At 67.1% G+C, this 24,199-nt stretch carries 20 protein-coding genes; 13 read left to right on the top strand and 7 right to left on the bottom strand.

All coding sequences use genetic code 11. From position 1 onward, the window contains the following. Window positions 1-124: 124 nt before the first annotated feature. Genes ABE434_RS02390 through asnS form a run of 6 tightly spaced genes read right to left on the bottom strand, consistent with a single transcriptional unit; the run spans window position 125 to window position 4,082 of the window. Window positions 125-637 (bottom strand): 3-hydroxyanthranilate 3,4-dioxygenase, encoded by a 513-nt coding sequence (locus ABE434_RS02390; protein ID WP_346477679.1) that lies wholly within the window; start codon window positions 635-637, stop codon window positions 125-127. 25 nt (window positions 638-662) lie between these two features. Then, complete coding sequence (can, locus tag ABE434_RS02385) at window positions 663-1,325, bottom strand: carbonate dehydratase (RefSeq protein WP_346477678.1); 663 nt, start codon at window positions 1,323-1,325, stop codon at window positions 663-665. A 42-nt stretch (window positions 1,326-1,367) separates the two neighbouring features. Then, on the bottom strand, window positions 1,368-2,039 hold the full coding sequence (locus ABE434_RS02380; protein WP_346477677.1) for an FMN-binding negative transcriptional regulator: 672 nt from the start codon (window positions 2,037-2,039) through the stop codon (window positions 1,368-1,370). Between the two features lie 6 nt (window positions 2,040-2,045). Next, window positions 2,046-2,360: a hypothetical protein gene (locus ABE434_RS02375; protein ID WP_346477676.1), complete on the bottom strand. Its 315-nt coding sequence runs from the start codon at window positions 2,358-2,360 to the stop codon at window positions 2,046-2,048. Beyond that, a complete protein-coding gene (locus ABE434_RS02370; protein WP_176990894.1) occupies window positions 2,357-2,662 on the bottom strand; it encodes a hypothetical protein in 306 nt (101 codons plus the stop codon). Before ABE434_RS02370 ends, ABE434_RS02375 begins: the two co-directional genes overlap by 4 nt. A gap of 25 nt (window positions 2,663-2,687) precedes the next feature. Then, complete coding sequence (gene asnS, locus ABE434_RS02365; RefSeq protein ID WP_346477675.1) at window positions 2,688-4,082, bottom strand: asparagine--tRNA ligase; 1,395 nt, start codon at window positions 4,080-4,082, stop codon at window positions 2,688-2,690. A gap of 186 nt (window positions 4,083-4,268) precedes the next feature. Between asnS and ABE434_RS02360 the strand changes: the two genes are divergently transcribed. The 6 genes from ABE434_RS02360 to zipA all read left to right on the top strand — a co-directional run bounded on the left by ABE434_RS02360 (window position 4,269) and on the right by zipA (window position 11,296). Then, complete coding sequence (locus tag ABE434_RS02360; protein WP_123729654.1) at window positions 4,269-4,607, top strand: iron-sulfur cluster assembly accessory protein; 339 nt, start codon at window positions 4,269-4,271, stop codon at window positions 4,605-4,607. A gap of 167 nt (window positions 4,608-4,774) precedes the next feature. Continuing rightward, complete coding sequence (gene rpsF, locus ABE434_RS02355; RefSeq protein ID WP_319213497.1) at window positions 4,775-5,215, top strand: 30S ribosomal protein S6; 441 nt, start codon at window positions 4,775-4,777, stop codon at window positions 5,213-5,215. A gap of 11 nt (window positions 5,216-5,226) precedes the next feature. Then, window positions 5,227-5,457 (top strand): 30S ribosomal protein S18, encoded by a 231-nt coding sequence (gene rpsR / locus ABE434_RS02350; RefSeq protein ID WP_002804494.1) that lies wholly within the window; start codon window positions 5,227-5,229, stop codon window positions 5,455-5,457. Window positions 5,458-5,611: 154 nt separating this feature from the next. Then, entirely contained in the window at window positions 5,612-6,064 is a 453-nt protein-coding gene (gene rplI, locus ABE434_RS02345; protein ID WP_019184347.1) for a 50S ribosomal protein L9, read from the top strand. A 943-nt stretch (window positions 6,065-7,007) separates the two neighbouring features. After that, a complete protein-coding gene (gene smc / locus ABE434_RS02340) occupies window positions 7,008-10,511 on the top strand; it encodes a chromosome segregation protein SMC (protein WP_346477674.1) in 3,504 nt (1,167 codons plus the stop codon). A gap of 47 nt (window positions 10,512-10,558) precedes the next feature. Next, window positions 10,559-11,296 (top strand): cell division protein ZipA, encoded by a 738-nt coding sequence (zipA, locus tag ABE434_RS02335; RefSeq protein WP_179458572.1) that lies wholly within the window; start codon window positions 10,559-10,561, stop codon window positions 11,294-11,296. Between the two features lie 27 nt (window positions 11,297-11,323). Here zipA and ABE434_RS02330 read toward each other — a convergent pair whose 3' ends face one another. Next, on the bottom strand, window positions 11,324-12,445 hold the full coding sequence (locus tag ABE434_RS02330; RefSeq protein WP_346477673.1) for a pyridoxal phosphate-dependent aminotransferase: 1,122 nt from the start codon (window positions 12,443-12,445) through the stop codon (window positions 11,324-11,326). Window positions 12,446-12,571: 126 nt separating this feature from the next. Between ABE434_RS02330 and ligA the strand changes: the two genes are divergently transcribed. The 7 genes from ligA to ABE434_RS02295 all read left to right on the top strand — a co-directional run bounded on the left by ligA (window position 12,572) and on the right by ABE434_RS02295 (window position 24,195). Continuing rightward, entirely contained in the window at window positions 12,572-15,034 is a 2,463-nt protein-coding gene (gene ligA, locus ABE434_RS02325; protein ID WP_346477672.1) for an NAD-dependent DNA ligase LigA, read from the top strand. A 52-nt stretch (window positions 15,035-15,086) separates the two neighbouring features. Beyond that, window positions 15,087-15,572 carry a GNAT family N-acetyltransferase gene (locus ABE434_RS02320; RefSeq protein WP_346477671.1) on the top strand — a complete coding sequence of 162 codons (486 nt, stop codon included), beginning with the start codon at window positions 15,087-15,089 and terminating at the stop codon, window positions 15,570-15,572. Continuing rightward, entirely contained in the window at window positions 15,569-16,513 is a 945-nt protein-coding gene (epmA, locus tag ABE434_RS02315; RefSeq protein ID WP_346477670.1) for an EF-P lysine aminoacylase EpmA, read from the top strand. Before ABE434_RS02320 ends, epmA begins: the two co-directional genes overlap by 4 nt. Window positions 16,514-16,623: 110 nt before the next feature. Then, the gene (locus ABE434_RS02310; protein ID WP_346477669.1) at window positions 16,624-17,346 is read left to right on the top strand and encodes a DUF3011 domain-containing protein; all 723 of its coding nucleotides are present in this window, start codon (window positions 16,624-16,626) and stop codon (window positions 17,344-17,346) included. Between the two features lie 43 nt (window positions 17,347-17,389). After that, window positions 17,390-18,451 (top strand): S-methyl-5-thioribose-1-phosphate isomerase, encoded by a 1,062-nt coding sequence (mtnA, locus tag ABE434_RS02305; RefSeq protein WP_346477668.1) that lies wholly within the window; start codon window positions 17,390-17,392, stop codon window positions 18,449-18,451. 350 nt (window positions 18,452-18,801) lie between these two features. Continuing rightward, window positions 18,802-21,501, top strand: a complete 2,700-nt coding sequence (gene gyrA, locus ABE434_RS02300) for a DNA gyrase subunit A (RefSeq protein ID WP_346477667.1) — start codon at window positions 18,802-18,804, stop codon at window positions 21,499-21,501. 201 nt (window positions 21,502-21,702) lie between these two features. Further along, window positions 21,703-24,195, top strand: a complete 2,493-nt coding sequence (locus ABE434_RS02295) for a membrane-bound PQQ-dependent dehydrogenase, glucose/quinate/shikimate family (RefSeq protein WP_346477666.1) — start codon at window positions 21,703-21,705, stop codon at window positions 24,193-24,195. Window positions 24,196-24,199: the final 4 nt, after the last annotated feature.

Here is a 24,199-nt window from a genome sequence, read left to right as displayed (position 1 = left end):
TTGGAGGGGTGGGTGCGTTCCTCTCCCCCCCTCTCCATCCCCTTTCTTCCTCGCCCCGCCCCCCCCCCCCCCCCCCCCCCCCCCCCCCCCCCCACTTCCAGGCAATTCAAGCGCCGCTTGGCTTTCAGTTCGCAGGCAACGGATCCACATGCCCGCACGCATCGCACGTGCGCAGCTCCAGCGAGGAGTGATAGCGATCGAATACCTTCGGTAGATCCGTCTCGATGTTCTCCAGCGCGAAAAACTCCTCGTACAACTTGTGATTGCACCGCTCGCAGAACCACATCAACCCATCGCGCTCATGCGCCAGCCGCTTGCGCTCCACCACCAGGCCCACACCGCCCGGCGGACGGCGCGGCGAATGCGGCACGCCACCGGGCAACAGGAAAATCTCGCCCGCGCGGATTGGAATGTCGCGTACCGCGCCATCCTCCTGCACCTTCAGCGTCATCTCCCCTTCCAGCTGATAGAACCACTCCGGGCCCTCGTCGTAATGGAAGTCCGTCCGGCTGTTCGGGCCGCCGACCACCATCACGATGAAATCGCCGTTCTCGATCATTTTGTTGCCGACCGGCGGCTTCAGCAGATGCCGGTGTTCCTCGATCCAGCCGAGCAGATTGATGGGGGAGGCAAGCATGGTCGCTGTCCGCAGAAAGGAAGGATCAGTCGCGCCGACCGTGGCGCGGAACGTAGGACAGTGCCTTCTCGTAGGCCGGCTGCAGGTCTTCCGGCGCGCCTACGTCGATGCCCATCTCGCGCACCCGGCCGTCCTTCAGGCTGTAGACCCAGCCGTGCACCATCAGCTTCTGCCCGCGTGCCCATGCGTCCTGCACGATCGTCGAACGGCAGGCATTGACCACCTGCTCGATGACGTTCAACTCGCACAGGCGGGCATGCTTCAGCTCCGGCTCCTCGATCGCGTCCATGATCGCCGCATGCTTCTGCGCCACATCGCCTACGTGGCGCAGCCAGTTGTCGGCCAGGCCGACGCGCGTGTTGTTCAAGCTGGCGTGCACGCCGCCGCAGCCGTAGTGGCCCACGATCAGGATGTGCTTCACCTTCAGCTGGTCCACGGCGTACTGGATCACGCTCAGGCAGTTCAGGTCGGTGTGCACCACCACGTTGGCCACGTTGCGGTGCACGAACACCTCACCCGGTGCCATGCCGATGATCTGGTTGGCCGGCACGCGCGAGTCGGAACAACCGATCCACAGGTATTCCGGGTGCTGCTGCTTGGCCAGCTGGTGGAAGAAATCCGGGTCTTCTTTCTCGATCCGGTCCGCCCATTCGCGGTTGTTCTGCAGCAGCTTGTGGATGTCTTTCATCGTGCGGGGTCCCTGACGTCGGGTGGGGGCAAGGCGTGGCCATCATGGCCGCGTCGTCGCAGGAGTGGGGAAGGTCAGTCGGCGGCGGTGCCGCCCTCGCGGCGCCAGCGCATCCACTGCGCCAGCTCGCGGGATGCCGGGGCGTCCAGTGCCGACAGCGCGTCGATCACGCTGGACTGGTTGGCTTCGGGGTGGTTCTGGCTGAGCTTGAGTTTGATCTGCACCTGCGCCGGCCGGAACCGGAAACCGACGATGCCGCCGAGCATGCGCTGCTGGCGGGGGCTCGATCGGCAGCAGGTCCCAGTCACCCCCTACCTGTGCTTCGTAGTGCGCGCTCAGGCCGTCCAGCATGGCGATCAGCGTGTCCGGTTCGGTGGTCGGTTCCAGCACGCCACGCAGTTCCGCAGCCGCGTAGTTCCAGGTCGGTACGCGCGCCTGCGCGGCTTTATCCGGATACCAGCCTGGCGATATGTACGCGTGCGGGCCCTGCACCAGCATCAACGCCGGGCCGGCGTGTCCCGCCTGCGGGTTGGGCCTGGCCCAGTGGCCTTCGATCAGGATGCCGTCGGCATCGCGCTTGTACAGCACCGGCAGGCGGGTGGCCTGCGGCAGACCATCGGGCCCGGTGGTGACCAGGGTGACGAACGCATCACGCGCCAGCAGTCTGTCCAGCCAGATCAGGTCGGTCTCGACGAAGGCGGATGGGATGAACATCGCCGGTTACGCCCGCGCGCCCAGGCTCTGGACCATGCGGCCGTGCAGCGCGTCGTCGCTGTCGGCCTGCGGCGGCTGCACTTCATGCAGCGAGAAGCCGCGCACCAGGGCGTCTTCTTCGTCCAGGCCGTCGTAGGCGACGAACTCGGCGTCGAACAGCTGCGAGCGCGCGGTGTCTTCACTGTCGTAGCTCAGCGTGTTGCCGTCGCTGTCCAGCACTTCGGCGGTGCCCGCCGGGCGGATCCGCAGTCGGGCCCAGATCAGCGTGTTGCCGAGGCTGGCCAGGAACCACTCGTCGTGGTGGGAAGTGTCGTCGTTCATGTCAGTACCATCGAAAGCAGCCAGAGCAGGGCAGCCATGCCCAGTCCGGCAAGAAGAGTAAGCAGCGAGAGCCAGGCCGGCGTGGCCAGGCCGGTCAGCGAGCGGTCGCTGCTCTGGCGATAGTCACGGCCGAGCAGCCAGCGCAGCGCATCCGGGCGCAGGAATGCGCCCGTACCGAAACGATCCGCCAGCGCCGGATGACGGTCGCGGATGTGGACCAGGGTCAGCGGCCAGAAGATCACGAAGGCACTGAACCCGGCGATCGCCACGCCGACGAAACACAGCGCGAAGAACAGGGTCATGGGCTCGGTGCCTCCGTGGTCGGGATCAGAATTCGGCGCTGCCCGGTGCGCGCGGGTAGGGGATCGCGTCGCGGATGTTGCTCAGCCCGCAGACGTAGACCACCAGGCGCTCGAAGCCCAGGCCGAAACCGGCGTGCGGCACCGAACCGTAGCGGCGGAAATCGCGGTACCAGCCGTAATGCTCCGGATCGAGGCCGAACTGCGCCATGCGCGCATCGAGCACGTCCAGGCGCTCTTCGCGCTGGCTGCCGCCGATGATCTCGCCGATGCCCGGGGCCAGCACGTCCATCGCGGCGACGGTCTTGCCGTCATCGTTCAGGCGCATGTAGAAGGCCTTGATGTGCTCGGGGTAGTTGGTCACCACCACCGGGCGGCCGATGTGTTCTTCGGTCAGCCAGCGCTCGTGCTCGGTCTGCAGGTCCAGGCCCCATTCGACCGGGAAGTCGAACTTCTTGTCGGCCTTCTGCAGCAGCTTCACCGCTTCGGTGTAGTCGATCTGCTCGAACGGGGCGTTGATGAAGCCTTCCAGCTTGGTGATCGCGTTCTTGTCCACGCGCTCGGCCAGGAAGGCCAGGTCATCGCCGCGCTCATCGAGCACCGCGCGGAACAGGTACTTCAGGAACTGCTCGGCCAGGCGCGCGTCTTCGGCCAGATCGGCGAAGGCGATTTCCGGCTCGATCATCCAGAACTCCGCCAGGTGGCGGGTGGTGTTGGAGTTCTCGGCACGGAAGGTCGGGCCGAAGGTGTAGACCTTGCTCAGCGCCAGGCAGTACGCCTCGACGTTCAGCTGGCCGGACACGGTCAGGAAGGTTTCCTTGCCGAAGAAGTCGCGGCTGAAATCCACCTCGCCCTTGTCGTTGCGCGGCAGGTTGGCCATGTCCAGGGTAGAGACCCGGAACATCTGGCCGGCACCTTCGGCGTCGGACGTGGTCACGATCGGGGTGCTGATCCAGTTGAAGCCGTTCTGGTGGAAGAACCGGTGCACGGCCTGGGCCAGGCAGTTGCGGATGCGGGTGACCGCGCCGAACAGGTTCGTGCGCGGGCGCAGGTGCGCCACTTCGCGCAGGAACTCCGGGCTCATCGGCTTGGGCTGGATCGGGTAGGTCAGCGGATCTTCGACCAGGCCGACGATCTCGATGTCGCTGGCCTGGATCTCGAAGGACTGGCCCTTGCCCTGGGACTTGACCAAGGTGCCGCGGGCGATCACCGAGCAGCCCGGGGTCAGGCTCTTGATGTCGTCGAAATTGGCCAGGGTGTCATTGGCCACCACCTGGATGGGGGCGAAGCAGGAGCCATCGGTGACATTGACGAAGGCAAGCGCCGCAGAGCCGCGCACCGTGCGGACCCATCCGCGTACTGTTGCCTCGCCGCCTTCCGGGATCTTCCCGGCAAGCGCATGTTCAACGCTGACCACCGTCATGACTTGAATCCTCTGTTGATCGACTCGATCTCTGAACACGGAGTTTAACGGGTGCGGTGTTCGGCTTGCGAGGCATTTTTCGCGCGCTCTCCGGGGCTGCGCGCCATGTGAACCGCAGCGACGGCCGTCGAAGCCGGGCCGCGCCATACCCTCTATAATGATCACGATCCGCTGGAGTTGCCTGTCATGGCCGTAAGCCTTACCCCTGTTGCCTTTGCCCGTGTGCAGAAGTTCGTCGAACAGACCCCCGGCGCGCTGGGCCTGCGTTTCGGCGTGACCCGCACCGGCTGTTCCGGCTGGGGCCACATCACCGATCTGGCCCGCGATGAGCGCGAGGGCGACACCGTCTTCGAGCAGGACGGGGTCCGCATCTATGTGGATGCCACCAGCTTGGACCTGGTCGACGGCACTGAAATCGACTTCGGCAAGCATGGACTGAGCGAGACCTTCACGTTCAGGAACCCGAACGCGACCGCCGAATGCGGCTGCGGCGAGAGCTTCACGACCGAGGCCGACAAGGCCTGATCGCCCGCGCGCCGGGCCTGTTGCGCCCGCTCGGCTTGCCTGAAACCCCTTCTGCTGCCACAATGCGCGGCTTCCTGCCTGATTCCGGGCAGGACCCTTGCCCCACCGCGTTCACCTGCGGGGGGCTGTCCGGCCCTCAAAGGGCCACATCCGAAAGGTAAAAACACATGAGTCGTCATTACGAAGTCGTGTTCCTGGTCCATCCGGACCAGAGCGAACAGGTCCCGGCCATGATCGAGCGCTACAAGGCGCTGGTCGAGAACGGCAGCGGCACCATCCACCGTCTGGAAGATTGGGGCCGTCGTCAGCTGGCTTACCCGATCCAGAACCTGGTGAAGGCCCACTACGTCATGCTCAACATCGAGTGCGACCAGGCCGTGCTGAGCGAGCTGGTGGAAAGCTTCCGCTTCAACGACGCCGTGCTGCGCAACCTCGTCATCAAGCGTGACGAAGCTGACACCGAGCAGTCGCTGATCATGAAGAGCAAGGACGAGAAGGGTGACAAGCCCGAGCGTGGCGAGCGTCGTCGTCGTGATGACGAAGAAGGTGAAACCACCCCCGCCGCCGCTGACACCGATGCCGGCGAAGACGCCGCTTCGGCCGCTTAAGGAGCACTGACATGTCCAAGTTCTTCCGTCGTCGCAAGTTCTGCAAGTTCACGGCCGAAGGTGTCAAGGAGATCGATTACAAGGATCTCAACACCCTGCGCCAGTACCTCACCGAGAACGGCAAGATCGTGCCGAGCCGCGTGACCGGTACCAAGTCGAAGTACCAGCGCCAGCTGGCAACGGCCGTCAAGCGCGCCCGTTTCCTGGCCCTGATTCCGTACACCGACAACCACGACGTCTGATGAAGGCAGGCGGCCTTGCGGCCGCCGCTTTCGCGGATCTGGCCGCCCGCGCCCATGGCGTCGGGCGGTTTCCAGGTCTGCCGTTCGGATATTCGGACAGCCATCCGCTGCGGGGCCTGAGCCTCGCTAACGAATACATATTTGGAGCTACACCATGAAGCTGATTCTTCTTCAGAAGGTCACCAACCTCGGCGGTCTGGGCGATCTGGTCGACGTGAAGCCGGGCTACGGCCGCAACTTCCTCGTCCCGACCGGCAAGGCCGTTCCGGCCACCGCGACCAACGTGGCTGAGTTCGAAGCCAAGCGCGCTGATTACGAAGCCAAGGCCCAGTCGATCCACGCTGACGCCGAAGCCCGCAAGGCGCAGCTGGAAGGCAAGAGCGTCACGATCGCTGCGAACGCTTCGACCGAAGGCAAGCTGTACGGTTCGGTCGGCCCGCGCGATATCGCCGAAGCCTTCACCGCTGCCGGCCTGCCGCTGGAAAAGAGCGAAGTGATCCTGGGCGAAGGCGCGTTCCGCAACGTGGGCGAGTACGAGGTGACCGTTCACCTGCACGCCGACGTCGAAACCACCGTCAAGGTGGTTGTGGAAGCCGAAAAGGCCTGATCCCTGCCGAAAGGCTGGAGTCACTGAAACGGGCGCCCGCGAGGGTGCCCGTTTTTGTTTGTGGTGGCGGCAACAGCAACAGCAACAGCAACAGCAACAGCAACAGCAACAGCAACAGCAACGGCTGGGCGCCTTGGTTGCCGCGGTGGGAGGGCGCCGGGTAGCCCGGCCCGGGACCCGCCGTGAACCCGTCCATGGGGGCTCGTAATGCGCCATCCATGGCGCCTTACGGTCCCGGGCCGGGCTACCCGGCACCCTCCAGCGTGGTTTCCGGTGTGGCGGTTGGGAGGGCAGGGCAACCTCAGCGTTCCAGGGCAGGCGGGCTCTGCGCCATTGGATAGACGGCCGGCTTGGGTAGATCCACGCCATGCGTGGATGCTTTGGGTTCCAGGTACGGCCCCAGCCACGCATGGCGTGGCTCTACCCCCGTTCCGGCGCGTCGACGATGGAGGGTCAGCTCGACCAGCTTGGCCAACTCGGCCAGCTTGGGTCCGGTCCCAGCTGTTCCGGGCCGTTGCGCCTTGGCTGTTGCGCCTTGGTTGTTCTGCCTTGGCTGTTCCCCCGCACACCAGCCCTGTGTCTACGGGATGGCGTGGGTGGGGTGGCGGGACCGTAAGGCGCCATGGATGGCGCATTACGAGCCCCCATGGACGGGTTCACGGCGGGTCCCGCGACCCCACCCGCGCCGTCCCGCCTCGGGTTACCCGAAAATGCGGCTTCGGCTTCGGCTTCGGCTTCGGCTTCCGCTTCGGCGTTGGCCCCAGCTCCAGCTGCCACCAGGTCCCCGCAGCCCGCTGAACACCCGCCCCGTTATACTCAGGCTATCGCGTCGCCCCCGGGGCCATTGAAACCCTGCAACATCAATGGCTTGAAGGGTAAATCCGCTCCGTAATCCACCATGGTGGGGGTCGCTTCAGGCCTTCGCCCGGAAAACCATCACGCCATGCGTCTGTCCACGATCAAGCTGTCCGGATTCAAATCCTTCGTCGATCCGACCACGCTGCACCTGCCGACCAACATGACCGGCGTGGTGGGCCCCAATGGCTGTGGCAAATCGAACATCATCGACGCCGTGCGCTGGGTCATGGGCGAAAGCTCCGCCAGCCGCCTGCGCGGCGACTCGCTCACCGACGTGATCTTCTCCGGCTCCTCCGCCCGCAAGCCCGTCTCGCAGGCCGTCGTCGAACTGATCTTCGACAACACCGACCACACCATCACCGGCGAATACGCCTCGTTCAACGAGATCTCGGTCAAGCGTACCGTCAGCCGCGACGGCAGCAGCAACTACTACCTCAACGGCACCAAGTGCCGCCGACGCGACATCACCGATCTGTTCCTGGGTACCGGCCTGGGGCCGCGCAGCTACTCGATCATCGAACAGGGCATGATCAGCAAGATCATCGAGGCCCGCCCCGAAGACCTGCGCGTGTACCTCGAAGAAGCCGCCGGCATCTCCAAGTACAAGGAACGCCGCAAGGAAACCGAAACCCGCATCCGCCACACGCGCGAGAACCTGGATCGTCTCGGCGACCTGCGCGAGGAAATCGGCAAGCAGCTCGAGCACCTCAAGCGCCAGGCCCGCCAGGCCGAGCAGTACCAGGCGCTGCAGGAAGAGCGCAAGGTCAAGGATGCCGAGTGGAAGGCGCTGGAATACCGCGGCCTGGACGGTCGCCTGGGCGGACTGCGCGAAGCGCTGTCGCGCGAAGAAACCCGCCTGCAGCAGCTGATCGCCGAGCAGCGCGATGCCGAGGCCCGGATCGAAACCAGCCGGCTGCGCCGCGAAGAAGCGTCCGATGCGCTCAACACCGCGCAGGCCGAGGTCTACCAGGTCGGCAGCACGCTGGCGCGCCTGGAGCAGCAGATCCAGCACCAGCGCGAAATGTCGCAGCGACTCAACAAGGCGCGCGATGAAGCACAGCAGGCGCTGGCCGATCTGGGTCAGCACATCAGCGGCGATGAGGCCAAGCTGATGGTGCTGCGCGAGGCGGTGGACGATGCCGAGCCGCGCCTGGAGCAGCTGCAGGAAGAAAACGAAATCAAGCAGGAAGCCCTGCGCGATGCCGAGGCCCGTCTGGCCGATTGGCAGCAGCGGTGGGAAAGCCATACCCGCAGCACCTCCGAGGCGTCGCGTGCCGGCGAGGTGGAACGCACCCGCGTGGACTACCTGGACCGCCAGGTGCTCGAAGCCGACCGTCGCCGCGAATCGCTGCAGGCCGAACGCGCCGGGCTGGACCTGGACGCGCTCGCCGAGGTGTTCGAGGAGCTGCATATCCAGCATGAGACCCAGAAAGCCTCGCTGGATGTGCTCAACGAGCAGGTCGAAGAACGCAAGATCGCCGTGGCAGGGCTGCAGGATCGCCAGCGCACCGGGCAGACCGAGCTGGCCGAGATCCGCAAGCAGGCCCAGGCCGCCCGCGGCCGGCTGTCGTCGCTGGAAACCCTGCAGCAGGCCGCACTTGGCCAGGAGCAGGGCGCTGCCGTGGCGTGGCTGAAGGCACGCGGGCTGGATTCGGGCGCGCGCGTCGGCGAGCGCCTGACCGTGGAAAGTGGCTGGGAAAACGCCGTGGAAAGCGCGCTCGGTCAGCTGATCGAAGGCGTGCTGGTCGATGCCCCCGAAGCGCTGGTGGACGCACTGGGCGAACTCGGCGAAGGCCGTATCGCGCTGGTCTCGGCCGAGCAGGACGCGCTGACCGTCGCGCCGACCTCGCTGGCCGCGAAAGTGCAGGGCCCGACCGCGATCCGTCGCCTGCTCGCGCGCCTGCATGCCGCCGAGGATCTCGAGGCGGCGCGTGCGCTGCAGGCAACGCTGGGCGAGGGCGATTCGGTGATCACCCGTGGCGGTGAGCGCCTGGGCGAGGGCTGGGTGCGGGTGTCGCGCTCCGGCGCGGCCAAGCAGGGCGCGCTGCTGCGTGAGCGCGAGATCGTCACCCTGCGCGAGCAGATTGAAACCCTGCAGGACCGCGAAGCCGCGCTGGAGCAGCAGTTGGCCGGCTTCCGTGACCAGTTGCTGGCCGGCGAGCAGCAGCGCGAAGACGCGCAGCGCCAGTTGTATCTGGCCCACCGCAGCGTCTCCGAACTGGGTGGGCAGCTGCAGAGCCAGCAGGGCAAGGTGGAAGCCGCGCGCACCCGCATCGATCGCATCGAAGGCGAACTGGTGCAGCTGCTGGAAACGCTGGATGCCGGTCGTGAGCAGGTGCGCGAAGCACGCTCGCGCCTGGACGACGCGGTCACCAGCATGGGCGATCTGGAATCGGTGCGGGCCGCGCTGGAAGGCGAGCGTCGGCAGCTCACCGATGCCCGCGACCAGGCCCGCGACCAGGCGCGCAACGTGCGCGAAGCGGCGCATTCGCTGGCCTTGACCCTGGAATCGCAACGCGCGCAGATGGCCTCGCTCAGCCAGGCGCTGGAGCGCATGAGCACGCAGCGCGGGCAGTTGGATACCCGGTTGGGCGAACTGCATTCGCAGCTCGACGAAGGCGATTCCCCGGTCAAGACGCTGGAAGCCGAACACCAGAACGCATTGGGCGAGCGCGTGCGCGCCGATCGCGTGCTGGGTGAGGCCCGCACCCTGCTGGACGGCATCGATGCCGAACTGCGTACGTTCGAACAGACCCGCCACCAGCGCGACGAACAGGCGCTGGCGCAGCGCGAGCGGATTTCCCAGCGCAAGCTGGACCAGCAGGCGCTGGTGCTCAGTGCCGACCAGCTGTCGGCGTCGGTGGAGAAAGCCGGCTTCGTGCTGCAGGACGTGATCAACGGGCTACCCGAAGATGCGCGCGTCACCGACTGGGAGCAGGCCGTGCACCAGATCGATGGCCGCATGCGCCGCCTGGAGCCGGTCAACCTGGCCGCCATCCAGGAATACGGCGAGGCTTCGCAGCGTTCGGAGTATCTGGACGCGCAGAACACCGACCTCACCACCGCGCTGGAAACGCTGGAAGACGCGATCCGCAAGATCGACCGCGAGACCCGCGGCCGCTTCAAGGACACCTTCGATCGCGTCAACGCCGGCGTGCAGCAGCTGTATCCGCGCCTGTTCGGTGGTGGCCACGCTTACCTGGAACTGACAGGTGAAGACCTGCTCGACACCGGTGTTGCGATCATGGCGCGGCCGCCGGGCAAGCGGGTTTCGAGCATCTCGCTGCTGTCCGGTGGCGAGAAGGCGATGACCGCGGTGGCGCTGGTGTTTGCGATCTTCCAGCTCAACCCGGCCCCGTTCTGCCTGCTGGACGAGGTGGACGCGCCGTTGGATGAAGCCAACGTCGGTCGCCTGGCCAACATGGTCAAGGAAATGAGCGAGAAGGTTCAGTTCCTGTTTGTGAGCCACAACAAGGCCACGATGGAAGCTGCGCACCAGCTGTCCGGCGTGACCATGCGCGAACCGGGCGTCAGCCGACTGGTCAGTGTCGACCTGGAGGAAGCCGCACGATTGGCGGGCGCGGCGTGACGTGCCATCCTTAAGTACCTGAATGATTTAGCCGGAGAACCTCCCGAATGTCCGACATGGCACTGCTCCGCATCGGCATCCTGGCCGCCGGCCTGCTGTTGATCGCTGCGATCTTCCTGTTTGGCCGTCCGAAAAAGAAAGTGCAGGGCCGCCGCGTCGAGGGCGCCGAAGGCGCCAACGGCCAGCGCCGCGAGCCCGTGCTGGGCGACGGCGAGAGCCCGGCCGACGGCGCTGCGCCCGTGGTGGGCGAAGACGGCGTGACCCAGCCCGAGCTCGGCCTGCCCGAGGTGGACGCGGGTCCGGCCAGCGACCTGGGCAAGCGCACCACCCAGGATTTCGACAAGATCGTCTCGCTGTTCGTTGCCGCCCGCGCAGGCGAGCAGCTGCGGGGCGAAGACATCGTGGTCGCGGCCGAAAAGACAGGCCTGGTGTTCGGCCATATGAATGTCTTCCACCGCCTGGTCGAAGGCCACCCCGAGCGCGGCCCGATCTTCTCGATGGCCAGCATCATGAAGCCGGGCAGTTTCGACATGGCCAACATCCGCGAGATGGAAACGCCGGCGATCGCTTTCTTCCTGACCCTGCCGGCGCCGCTGACCGCGCTGGATGCCTGGGAAAAGATGCTGCCGACCGTGCAGCGCATGGGCGAACTGCTCGATGGCGTGGTGCTCGATGACAGCCGCAACGCCTTGGGCCGCCAGCGCATCGCGCACATCCGCGACGAACTGCGCGCCTACGACCGCCAGCACCAGGCCCCGCCGCTGACCAAGGCCCCGCGTTGGTGATCAAGCAGAGCCGACCAACGGTCGGCTCTAGCCGTTCTCGCTGACGACCGCCTCGAACGCCTCACGGAACCGCGCCATCTCGGCCTCGGTCCCCACTGTCACCCGCACCCGCTGCGGCCAGATCGGCCAGCTGCGGCCGATCACCACGCCGCGCGCGGCCATGGCGGCGGAGAACGCAGCGCCGTCGCGCTGCACGTCGACCACGAAACAGTTCGCCTCCGAAGGCACGCACGCAAAGCCGCGCTGGCCCAGCCAGCGGACGGTGTTCTGCCGCACCAGTGCATTGTCCGCCTTGCGCTGTGCGATCAGCCCGGGATCGCGCAGGCTCGCCAGCCCTGCCGCCATCGCGGTCACCGGCAGCGGGTTGTCGCCCAGGCTGGCCAGTTCCTTCAAGCGGTCCGGATGCGCCGCGGCCACGCCCAGGCGCAGGCCGGCCATGCCGTAGAGCTTGGAGAAGGTGCGCAGCACGATCACATCGTCGCGCTGCATCACCTGGCCGATCACCGAGCGCTGCTCGCTGTACTGCAGGTAGGCCTCATCCACGAGCACCCGGGTCTTCGCCGGCTTGTGGGCGAGCAGCCAGGCGATGTCGGCCGCCGGAGTGATCGAGCCGGTGGGATTGTTGGGATTGCACAGGTACAGCAGGCCGGCATCGACCTTAGCGGCCGCCGCCGCCATCGCCCGCACATCGTGTGCACCAACGGCGCGCAGCGGAACCTTGGCCACGGTCGCGCCCCGCGCGGCGGCGAGATCGCCCAGTGCCTCGAAGGTGGGATCGGCAACGACCAGCCCTGCAGCGGGCGAGGTCCACAGCACCGCCGCCCGGTTCAGCGGCTCGCTCGATCCCGGATACAGCCGCACGTGCTCCTTGCCGAGGCCTTCCTGCTGGGCGAACAGGTCGCGCAGTTCGCCGGCCAGGCCGAACAGATAGCGCCCGCTGCTGGTGACGATGTCGCGCGCCGCTGCCTGCGCGGCGGGCGATGGTCCGTACGGGCATTCGTTGAAGTTGAGCAGCACCGGTCCGCCGGCGTGCGGAAGGGCGCGCGCAGGTGCGGCCGACGTGGGCATCATGCCGAGGCCGGACAACGCCAGGCCGGTACCGGCCAGCTGCAGGAAAGAGCGACGGGACGCGGCGAGGGCAGGGGTCACGGGACACCGGAAACGAGGGGTTCGGCGCACGCTAGCGCCCCTGCGGAGCGGCGGCAAGCGTTCTTCACCGCGCGCAGGCGCGGGGGGAGGGGTAAAATTGAATGCCCCACCAGGATTGCCTTCCGCATGACCCCCAGTCCCGCCGCACGTGCCGACGTCCTGCGCCGCCAGATCGAGGATGCCGGCAAGGCATACCACGAGCGCGACGAGCAGCTGATCCCCGACGTCGAGTACGACCTGCTGGTGCGTGAGCTGGAAGCGATCGAGCAGGCGCACCCGGAACTGGCCCGCGCCGACTCCCCGACCCGGCAGGTCGGTGGCAAGGCCTCCTCGCGCTTCGCCGAGGTCCGCCATGCGGTGCCGATGCTGTCGCTGGGCAACGCCTTCAGCGATGAGGAAGTGCAGGATTTCGTGCGCCGCATCGGCGAGCGCCTGCGCCGCAGCACGCTGTATTTCTCCGCCGAACCCAAGCTTGACGGCCTGGCGATCAGCCTGCGCTACGAGAACGGCCGGTTCGTGCAGGGCGCGACGCGGGGCGATGGCGCCACCGGCGAAGACGTCAGTGCGAACCTGCGCCAGATCGCCGTGATCCCGCAGACCTTGAAAGGCGCCGGTTGGCCCGACGTGCTGGAAGTGCGTGGCGAGGTCTACATGGCCCGTGCCGATTTCGAAGCCTACAACGCCGATGCACGCCTGCATGACGGCAAGGTGCTGGCCAATCCGCGCAACGCCGCTGCCGGGTCGCTGCGCCAGCTTGATCCGAAGATGAGCGCCAAGCGGAAGCTCAGCTTCTACGCCTATGGCATCGGCCAGGTCGATGGCGGTGAACTGCCGGCCACGCATTCGGCCACGCTGGCCCAGCTGCGCGAGTGGGGCTTCCCGGTCAGCGATCTGTGCCAGGTGGTGGAAGGCGCGGACGGACTGCTCGCCTATTACCGTGGCATCGGTGAGCGCCGCGATGGCTTGGCGTTCGATATCGACGGCGTGGTCTACAAGCTCGACGATCGCGCCGGCCAGGAACAGATGGGCTTCGTCGCCCGTGCGCCGCGCTGGGCGATCGCGCACAAGTTCCCGGCGCAGGAACAGACCACCACGGTGGAGGCGATTGAAATCCAGATCGGCCGCACCGGCGCGGCGACGCCGGTCGCGCGCCTGGCGCCGGTCGCGGTGGCGGGCGTGATCGTCTCCAACGCGACGCTGCACAATGCCGACCAGATCGCGCGCCTGGATGTCCGCGTGGGCGACACGGTGATCGTGCGTCGCGCCGGCGATGTGATCCCCGAAGTGGTCAGCGTGATTGCCGACCGCCGCCCTGCCGGGACCCGGCCGTGGCAGATGCCGTCGCAGTGCCCGGTGTGCGGTTCGGAGATCGTCCGCGAAGAGGGCGAGGCGGCCTGGCGCTGCTCGGGTGAGTTGAGCTGCCCGGCGCAGCGGAAGGAAGCCATCGCGCACTTTGCCTCGCGCCGCGCGATGGATATCGACGGCCTGGGCGGCAAGTACATCGAGACGCTGGTCGACGCCGGCATCGTGCGCGGTGTGGCCGATCTGTATCGTCTGCAGCGCGACCAGCTGCTGCAGCTCAAGCTGGTGCTGGATGCCGAGTCGCCCGAGGCGCTGGCCAGCCAGGTTGGCCTGCACCTGCCGCCGGAAGGCAGTGGCGAATACCTCCGCAGCCTGCTCAAGCTGGACGGCAGCGACGAGGCGTGGCGCGCGCAGGCGCTGGCGATGCCGGCCACGTTCACCTGGAACACGAAGAAGATCGCGACCAAGTGGGCCGACAACCTGATCGCCGCGATCGATGCCAGCCGCACCACCACGCTGGAGCGCCTGCTGTTCGCGCTGGGCATCGAGCACGTCGGCGAGAGCACCGCCAAGGCCCTGGCGACCTGGTTCGGTGATCTCGAGCTGATCCGCCATCTGCCGTGGCCGCTGTTCAAGCGCGTGCCGGACATCGGCGGTGAGGTCGCGCGCTCGCTCGGCCACTTCTTCGAGCAGGCCGGCAACCAGGAGGCGATCGATGCGCTGCTGCAGGTCGGTCAGGTCCGCATCAGCGATGTGCATCCGCCGATCGCCAAGCTGCGCGAGGGGCTGGATTTCGCGCAGCTGCTGGTCGAAGCCGAGATTCCGGGCATAACCCGCCTGCGCGCCGAGAAGCTGGTCGCCATGCTGCCGGATGCGGCCTCGGTGCTGGATGCCGAGCCGGTGCGTTTCGTGGCGGCCGGATTGCCCAACGAGGTGGCGCTCGGCCTGGCCGACTGGTTGGACAGCGACGGTCATGGCCCGATGCTGCTCAAGGCCGAGGACTACCGCCGGAAGCTGCTGGCCCTGGCGCCGGAACAGGCCGAGCAGGCCGCGGGCCCGCTGGAGGGTCAGACCGCCGTGCTGACCGGCACGCTGGCGCAGATGAATCGCGATGAGGCCAAGGCGCGGCTGGAAGCGCTGGGCGCCAAGGTGGCCGGCAGTGTGTCGAAGAAGACCTCCTTCGTTGTCGCCGGTGCCGAGGCCGGCTCCAAACTGACCAAGGCGCAGGAACTGGGCGTGCCGGTCTGGGACGAAGACCAGCTGGTGGCCTTCCTCGCGCAGCACTGAATCTGTCGCGGGGCCGTCGTGCCCCGCGATCCGTCCTTCAAAGAGAACCCGCATGCATACCGTCCCCCTCGATTTCCGCCTGGCCACCGTGGCCGACACCGAGCTGTTGATCGGGCTGATGCGCGATTTCTACGCCGAAGACAAACTCGATTTCGACGACACCCGCGTGCGCAGGGCCCTGGCGTCGCTGCTGGAAGATCCGCGCAACGGCGAAGTGCTGTTGTGGCTGGACGAGGCGGGCAGCGTGGTCGGCTACGGCGCGCTGGCGATGGGCTTCAGCCTGGAGCAGGGCGGTCACTTCGCGCTGCTGGACGAGCTGTACCTGGGCCATGCCGCACGCGGCCGCGGCCGCGGCAAGCAGGCGCTGGCCATCCTGGAACAGCGTGCGAACGCACGCGGGGTGGAGCGCATGCGGCTGGAAGTGAACCACCACAACGAACTCGCGCGCCGGCTGTACCTGGCGACCGGGTACGTCGACGACACCCGCGACCTGCTGACCCTGCCGCTAGCGCAGCGCCTGAAGGACGCGCGCGCATGATCGCAGCGCTGCACCAGCGTGCCGCGCTCAACGCGCTGATCCGCAGCTTCTTCGCCGCGCGTGACGTACTGGAGGTGGAAACGCCGATCCTGTCCGCCGCTGGCAACACCGAGCCGAACATCGACAGCTTCCATACCCGTTTCAGCGGGCATGTCGATGCAGGCACGCCGCAGCGCTGGCTGCGCACCTCGCCGGAGTTCCCGCTCAAGCGGCTGCTCGCCGCGGGGGTGGGCGACTGCTACGAACTCGGCCGCGTGTTCCGCAACGGCGAGGCCGGTGGTCGCCACAATCCCGAGTTCACCATGCTGGAGTGGTATCGGGTGGGCTGGAACCATCACCGTCTGATCGACGAGACCGCGACCCTGGTACGCGACGCACTCCGGCTGGTCCAGCGCGAGGCCACGCTGCAGGTGATCGATTACCGTGCGCTCTACCAGCAGCATGTCGGGCTGGACCCGTTCGAGGCGACGCTGGAACAGCTGCAGGCGCCCTTGTCCGCCGTGCGCATCGACGCCGGGGGATTGACCCGCGATGACTGGCTCGATCTGCTGATGACCCACTGCATCCAGCCGCACTTCCGTGACGACACGATGACGGTGGTCCATGACTGGCCGGCGACCCAGGCGGCGTTGGCGAGGATCCGCCCGGGCACGCCGCCGCTGGCGGAGCGCTTCGAGCTCTACCTGGGCAGCGTGGAATTGGCCAACGGCTATCACGAGCTGAACGATGCGGCTGAACAGCGTGCGCGCTTTGGACGCGACCATGCGATCCGCACGGCACGTGGCGATGTACTGCCGCCGCTCGATGAACACCTGCTGGCGGCCCTGCCGGCGCTGCCCGATTGCGCGGGCGTGGCGGTCGGCGTGGATCGCCTGTTGATGGCGATGAACCGCACCGGCCGGATCGCCGATGTGCTGGCCTTCGATTTCGCCCGGGCCTGAGGTGTATTTGACGCATCCGCGTCTTGCACGGGGTGCATGATGATGCTCTGATCACACGGGATGTCCGAAGGTGGTCATGTGATCGTTCAGGCGTGGCGGGGATCGTGTTGATGAAGCTGTTGGTAGGCGCGGGCATGCCCCTGTGGCCGGTGTTGCTGTGGACTGCGCTGATGCCCGAAACGGCCTTGGCGCAGGCGGGCGGGTATGCCGGCCAGGTCGTGCGTTGCGAATCCCGTGACATGGAGTGGGTGCATTGCGATGTGCCGACCGAAGGCGGCGTGGATCTGATCCGCCAGCTGTCCGACAACAGCTGCGTGCGTGGCTCGGAGTGGGGCACTGACCGCTCCGGCGTGTGGGTCACCCTGGGCTGCCGTGCCGAGTTCCGCGCGCGGACCGCGGCCGCCGCGCCGCGCGCCGATGGCGAACGCCGCACCCGCCGCGTGGTCCGCTGCGAATCCAATGGCCGTCCGCAGAACTGTCCGGTCGTGCTGCAGGGGGCGCCGGTCCGCCTGCTTCGCCAGCTCACCTCGTTGCCCTGCCGCGAAGGCCACAGCTGGGGCTACCGCCGCAATGAAATCTGGGTGACCCGTGGCTGCCAGGGCGAATTCGAAGTCGGCGCCGCCGATGGCACTGGCTTCCTCAACGTGCCGCGCATCCTTGTCTGTGAATCCAAGTCGCGCCAGCGACGCTTCTGCGGAGCGGGCATCACCCACGGCGTCACCCTCAACAAGCAGCTGTCCGGCACCCCGTGCGAGCAGGGCAGCAGCTGGGGCTGGGACAGCCGCGGCGTGTGGGTGGACAAGGGCTGCCGCGCCGAATTCGCGGTCAACTGAGCGCCCGATTCCGTGTGCAACGGTGCGCCGTTACAATGGCCGCATGAACGCATCCACCGACATCGATTACGCCCGCTACGACCATATCCGCCCGATCCTGTGGACCGGCGAGAGCCTGCAGCTGCTCGACCAGCGCAAACTGCCGTTCATCGTCGAACACGTGGAGTGCCGCGACAGCGACGCGGTCGCCGAGGCCATCCACGCACTGACCGTGCGCGGCGCGCCCGCGATCGGCATTGCTGCCGCCTGGGGCGTGGTGCTGGCGGCCAACGAGGTCCAGGCCGATGATGGTACCGAGGCCCTGCTGAAGCTCGAACCGGCCCTGCAGCGGCTCAACGCCTCCCGCCCGACCGCGGTGAACCTGGCCTGGGCGCTGGCCCGGATGCGCCGCGCGCTGGCGCCGGCCGGTAGCGACTGGCGCCAGGTGCTGGCCGCCGAGGCCCAGGCCATCGCCGAAGAAGACCTTGCCGCCAACCGCCACATGGGCGCACTGGGCGCCGGCCTGATCGATGCAGGCAGCGGGGTGCTCACGCATTGCAACACCGGCTCGCTGGCCACCGCCGGTTTCGGTACCGCCCTGGGCGTGATCCGCGCGGGCATGGCCCAGCACCGCATCGCGCGCGTGTTCGCCGGCGAGACCCGGCCGTGGCTGCAGGGCGCACGCCTGACCGTCTGGGAGCTGCAGCAGGACGGCATCGACGCCACCCTGATCGCCGACTCGGCGGCCTCGCACCTGATGAAGACCGGGGCGGTGCAGTGGGTCATCGTCGGTGCGGATCGCATCTGCGCCAACGGTGATACCGCCAACAAGATCGGCACCTACCAGCTGGCCATCGCCGCCCGCCACCACGGGGTGAAGTTCATGGTCGTGGCGCCGTCCTCCACGGTGGACATGGACACCGCCGATGGCGAGCAGATCGAGATCGAACAGCGCGACCCGGGCGAGCTTTATGGCGTGGGCGGCACCCGCACCGTCGCCGAGGGCATCGCGGCCTGGAACCCGGTCTTCGACGTCACCCCGGGCAGCTTGATCGATGCCATCGTGACCGAGCGCGGGGTGATCCTGAACCCGACGGTGGCCAATATGCAGGCCGCCTTCGGCTGAGGACTGGCGCGGCGCGTGCCACGACGCGTGCCACGACCAATGGTCGTAGCCTACCCGGGCTAACTGGTAGTGCCGGCCGCTGGCCGGCTCCTCGCCATCTTCGGTGGGACAGCGCCGATGCCGGGTATGTCTGGAGCCGGCCAGCGGCCGGCACTACCGGGCGTGCGTCGCGCGGGTCGCCTCCCGGCAACGCCCCCGTAAGTTCCTGATTCTTGACGGTAAAACGCCCGTAAAAGCAGGCGGAGAACGGCCCGCTGTGGTAGAATCCAACGGTTAATCGAGATTCCGGCGCAACCGCCCCGAAAGGGCGGCCGCGACGGACTGGACCGCTACCAGACAACGGAACCCGAATGGCAGAAACCGCCAAGGAAATCATCCAGGTCAACCTGGAAGACGAGATGCGCAAGAGTTACCTCGATTACGCGATGAGCGTGATCGTGGGGCGCGCACTCCCGGATGCGCGCGATGGCCTCAAGCCGGTGCATCGCCGCGTGCTGTTCGCGATGAGTGAGTTGAACGCGCACAGCAACAAGCCTTACTTCAAATCGGCCCGTATCGTCGGTGACGTCATCGGTAAGTACCACCCGCATGGCGATCAGTCGGTGTACGACACGCTGGTGCGTCTGGCGCAGCCGTTCTCGCTGCGCTACATGCTGGTCGATGGCCAGGGTAACTTCGGCTCGGTCGACGGCGATTCCGCCGCTGCGATGCGATACACCGAAGCGCGCATGTCGCGGCTCACCCATGAGCTGATGGCGGACATCGACAAGGAAACCGTCGATTTCCAGCCGAACTACGACGAAAAGGAACTGGAGCCGACGGTCATGCCGACCCGGTTCCCGAACCTGCTGGTCAATGGTTCGGCCGGTATCGCGGTGGGCATGGCGACCAACATCCCGCCGCACAACCTGACCGAGTCGATCAACGCCTGCATCGCGCTGATCGACAACCCCGAGATCGACGTCGACGGCCTGATGGAGTACATCCCGGGTCCGGACTTCCCGACCGCGGGCATCATCAACGGCACCGCCGGCATCGTCGCCGGGTACCGGACCGGGCGTGGCCGTGTGCGCATCCGCGCCAAGGCCGAGGTCGAAGTGGCTGACAACGGCCGCGAATCGATCATCGTCACCGAGATTCCGTACCAGGTGAACAAGGCCCGGTTGATCGAGAAGATCGCCGAGCTGGTCAAGGAAAAGAAGCTCGAAGGCATCAGCGAACTGCGCGATGAGTCCGACAAGGACGGCATGCGCATCTTCATCGAGATCAAGCGTGGCGAGTCGGCGGAAGTTGTGTTGAACAACCTCTACCAGCAGACCCAGATGGAGTCGGTGTTCGGCATCAACATGGTGGCGCTGGTCGATGGCCGCCCGCAGTTGATGAACCTCAAGCAGATGCTCGAGGCCTTCGTGCGCCACCGCCGCGAAGTGGTCACCCGCCGCACCGTGTTCGAGCTGCGCAAGGCGCGTGCGCGTGCGCACGTGCTGGAAGGCCTGACCGTCGCGCTGGCCAACATCGACGAGATGATCGAACTGATCAAGACCTCGCCGAACCCCACCGAAGCGCGCGAACGCATGCTCGCCCGCCTGTGGGAGCCGGGCCTGGTCGGCTCGATGCTGGGCGCCGCCGGCGCCGAAGCCTCGCGTCCGGATGATCTGCCCAAGGGTGTGGGCCTGCTCGAGGGCGGCTACCAGCTGACCGAGATCCAGGCGACCCAGATCCTGGAAATGCGCCTGCACCGCCTGACCGGGCTGGAGCAGGACCGCCTGACCGACGAGTACAAGCAGCTGCTGGAAGTGATCGCCGGGCTGATCGAAATCCTGGAAGATCCCGACCGTCTGCTGCAGGTCATCCGCGAAGAGCTGATCAACGTGCGCACCGAGTTCGGCGACGACCGCCGTACCGAGATCCGCCACAGCGAAGAAGACCTGGACATCCTCGACCTGATCGCCCCGGAAGACGTGGTGGTCACCCTGTCGCACGCCGGCTATGCCAAGCGCCAGCCGGTCAGCGCCTACCGGGCCCAGCGCCGTGGTGGCCGTGGCCGCAGCGCGGCGTCGACCAAGGAAGAGGATTTCATCGAGCAGCTGTGGCTGGTCAACACGCACGATACGCTGCTGACCTTCACCAGCGCCGGCAAGGTGTTCTGGCTGCCGGTGCATCAACTGCCGGAAGCCGGGTCCAACGCCCGTGGCCGCCCGATCATCAACTGGATTCCGCTGGAAGCCGGTGAGCGGGTACAGGCGGTACTGCCGGTACGCGAGTATGCCGAAGGCCAGTTCGTGTTCTTCGCCACCCGCAACGGCACCGTCAAGAAGACCCCACTCAGCGAGTTCGCCTTCCGTCTGGCGCGCGGCAAGATCGCGATCAACCTCGATGAGGGCGATGCGCTGGTCGGCGTCGGCCTGACCGACGGTGAGCGCGACATCCTGCTGTTCGCCTCCAACGGCAAGACCGTGCGCTTCGGTGAGGACAAGGTCCGCTCGATGGGCCGTACCGCGACCGGCGTGCGCGGCATCAAGATGCCCAAGGGCGAGGAAGTGGTCAGCCTGATCGTGGCCGAGAGTGCCGGCGGCAGCGAAGACGAGAACGAGGATGAGGGGCTGGTCGACGAGACCGTGATCGACAGCGGCGATGCCGTGATCGAGAACGGGGCTGACGACGACAACGCGCTCTACATCCTGACCGCGACCGAGAACGGCTACGGCAAGCGCACCCCGCTGCCGGATTACCCGCGCAAGGGCCGTGGCACGCAGGGCGTGATCGGCATCCAGACCACCGAGCGCAACGGCAGGCTGGTGCGTGCGGTGCTGATGGGGCCGCGCGACGAAGTGCTGCTGATTTCCGACGGTGGCACCCTGGTGCGTACCCGTGGTTCGGAAATCTCGCGCGTCGGCCGCAACACCCAGGGCGTGACCCTGATCCGTCTGTCCAAGGAAGAGAAGCTCCAGGCGGTCGAACGCATGGATGCCTCGCTGGACGAGGGTGTGGAAGAAGATGCACCGGCGGCCGTCGAGGCCAGCCCGGTGGTGGCACCGCCGGAGGCGTAAGCCACCCCGCGGGAGTCACACGGAGAACGCCGGCACACGCCGGCGTTTTTCGTTGGAGGGCAAGGACTTGCCGGGTTTCATCGTCGGCTGTGCCGACGTTGGCGACCGCCGCAAAGAACGCGCAACGTTCACGACCCCGGTGGGATAAGAGCCGCGGGGCCGGCAGCAACGTCGGCGATCTTCGCGCTTCAGGAGAAACCAATGTCCACCACGACGCAGACCCGCCACCCCCGCCATTGGCTGGTGGCTGTGCTGGCGATTGTCATTCTGTTGCTGGGCGTTGTATTCACCGCAGGGGGCGCCTGGCTCGCCAGCCTCGGTGGTTCCTGGTACTACGTCCTGGCCGGGATCGGTCTGCTGGTCTCCGGCGTGCAGCTGTGGCGGGGCCGCTACAGCGGTGCGCTGTGGTTCGCGCTGGTCTTCGTCGGCACGCTGCTGTGGACCTGGTGGGAGTCGGGCAGCAACTACTGGCGCTGGGTGCCGCGCCTGGGCCTGATCGTGGCGATCGGCTTCGTGCTGTCGCTGCTGCTGCCGACACTGGATCGTCCGGTATCGCGCAAGGTCTCGCGCGGGATCGCCGGCGTGCTGGCCCTGGTGTTCGTCGCCGCCTTCACCCTGGCCTTCGTGCCGCACGGCGTCACCGCCGCCGAAGGCGCGTTCCCCGAACCGATGACCAGCACCGGCCTGGCGCCAACCGCCGATGCCCCGCTGCAGCCGGCCGACCGCCCGGTCGATGGCGACTGGGCCGCCTATGGCCGCAACAACGCCGCCACGCGCTTCTCGCCATTGCAGCAGATCACCCCGGACAACGTGGGCAAGCTTGAGCAGGCCTGGTTGTTCCGCACCGGTGACCTGCCCGACAAGCGCTGGGGCGCGGAAACCACGCCGCTGAAAGTCGGCGACAGCCTGTATCTGTGCACCGCCCGCAACCAGCTGGTCGCGCTCAACGCCGCCGACGGCACCGAGCGCTGGCGCTACAACCCGAAGATCAAGGACAAGTCCATTCCGTACACCGCGGCCTGCCGTGGGGTCTCCTATTACGAAGTGCCGGCCACCGCGCAGGATGCTGCATTCAATGACGTCGCAGCGGATCTCGCCGTCCCGAGTGGCGTGCCGGTGCTGACCCAGGTGCCGCGTGGCGCCTGCGCGGCACGGATCATCGAAGGCACCCTGGATGGCCGCCTGATCGCGGTCGACGCCGCGACCGGCAAGCCGTGCACAGGCTTCGGCAATAACGGCCAGGTCGACATCACCGTCGGCATGGGCGACAGCCCGGCCGGCTATGTCTCCATCACCTCGCCGCCGGCGATCGTGCAGGGCGTGATCATCACCGGCCACCAGGTGCTGGATGGCCAGCGCCGCGATGCGCCCTCCGGCGTGATCCAGGCCTACGATGCCGTCACCGGCAAGCTGCGCTGGGCGTGGGACATGGTCCGCCCGGAACGCACTGGCGCACCGCCGGCGGGTGAGACCTATACCCGCGGCACCCCGAACATGTGGACCACCGCGACCGGCGACGACGAACTCGGCCTGGTCTACCTGCCGATGGGCAACTCGGCCGGCGATTACTGGAGTGGCTCGCGCACCGAGAACGAAAACAGATACGCCACGTCGCTGGTCGCCATCGACGTCAACACCGGCAAGCCGGCCTGGCACTTCCAGGCCGTGCGCAAGGACGTCTGGGATTACGACATGGGCTCGCAGGCGACCCTGATCGACTACCCGACCGCCGCCGGCAAAGTCCCGGCGCTGCTGCTGCCGACCAAGCAGGGCGACATGTACATCCTCGACCGCCGCACCGGCAAGCTGCTGACCCCGGCCGAAGAGCGCAAGGTTCCGACCGGCGGCGTCGAGCCGGAGCAGCGTTCCCCGACCCAGCTGTTCTCGCTGTATCACACGCTGCGCAAGCCGGACCTCACCGAGCGCGACATGTGGGGCATGACCCCGATCGATCAGCTGGTCTGCCGCATCCAGTTCCGCAAGGCCAGTTACGAAGGTTTCTACACTCCGCCGACCGCGGACCGTCATTCCATCGAGTATCCCGGTTACAACGGCGGCTCGGACTGGGGCAGCGTGGCCGTGGATCCGCGTCGCGGCGTGATCGTGGCCAACTACAACGACATGCCCAATTACAACCGGCTGGTGCCGCGCGAGAAGGCGGACAAGCTGGGCTGGCTGCCGCGCGAGGACGTGACCGCCGACAAGGGCGGCGCGGAAGGTGCGGGCGATCCGCAGGTGGGCACGCCGTACGCCATCGACGTCAACGCCGGCTGGCGCCTGCCGTTCACCAAGCTGCTGTGCAAGGAACCGCCGTACGGTGGCATCCGTGCCGTCGATCTGCGTACCGGCAAGACCCTGTGGGACCGCCCGTTCGGCAGCGCCCGCGGCAACGGCCCGTTCGGCATCCGCTCCGGCCTCCCGATCGAAATCGGCACGCCGAACAACGGCGGCTCGGTGGTCACTGCCAGCGGCCTGATCTTCATCGCCGCGGCGACCGATGATCTGCTGCGTGCGATCGACCTGAAAACCGGCAAGGAACTCTGGCACGCCAAGCTGCCGGCCGGCGGCCAGGCCAACCCGATGATCTACGCGTTCGGCGGACGCGAGTACGTGGTCATCATGGCCGGCGGCCACCACTTCATGGAAACCCCGGCGGGCGATTACGTGATCGCCTACGCGCTGCCGAAGGGGTGAGGAT

This window comes from Stenotrophomonas sp. TWI1183, assembly GCF_039673115.1.
Taxonomy (GTDB): Bacteria; Pseudomonadota; Gammaproteobacteria; order Xanthomonadales; family Xanthomonadaceae; genus Stenotrophomonas; species Stenotrophomonas maltophilia_AA.
The sequence above is the reverse complement of the archived record's forward strand: the minus strand, read 5'-3'. Positions and strand labels throughout refer to the sequence as shown.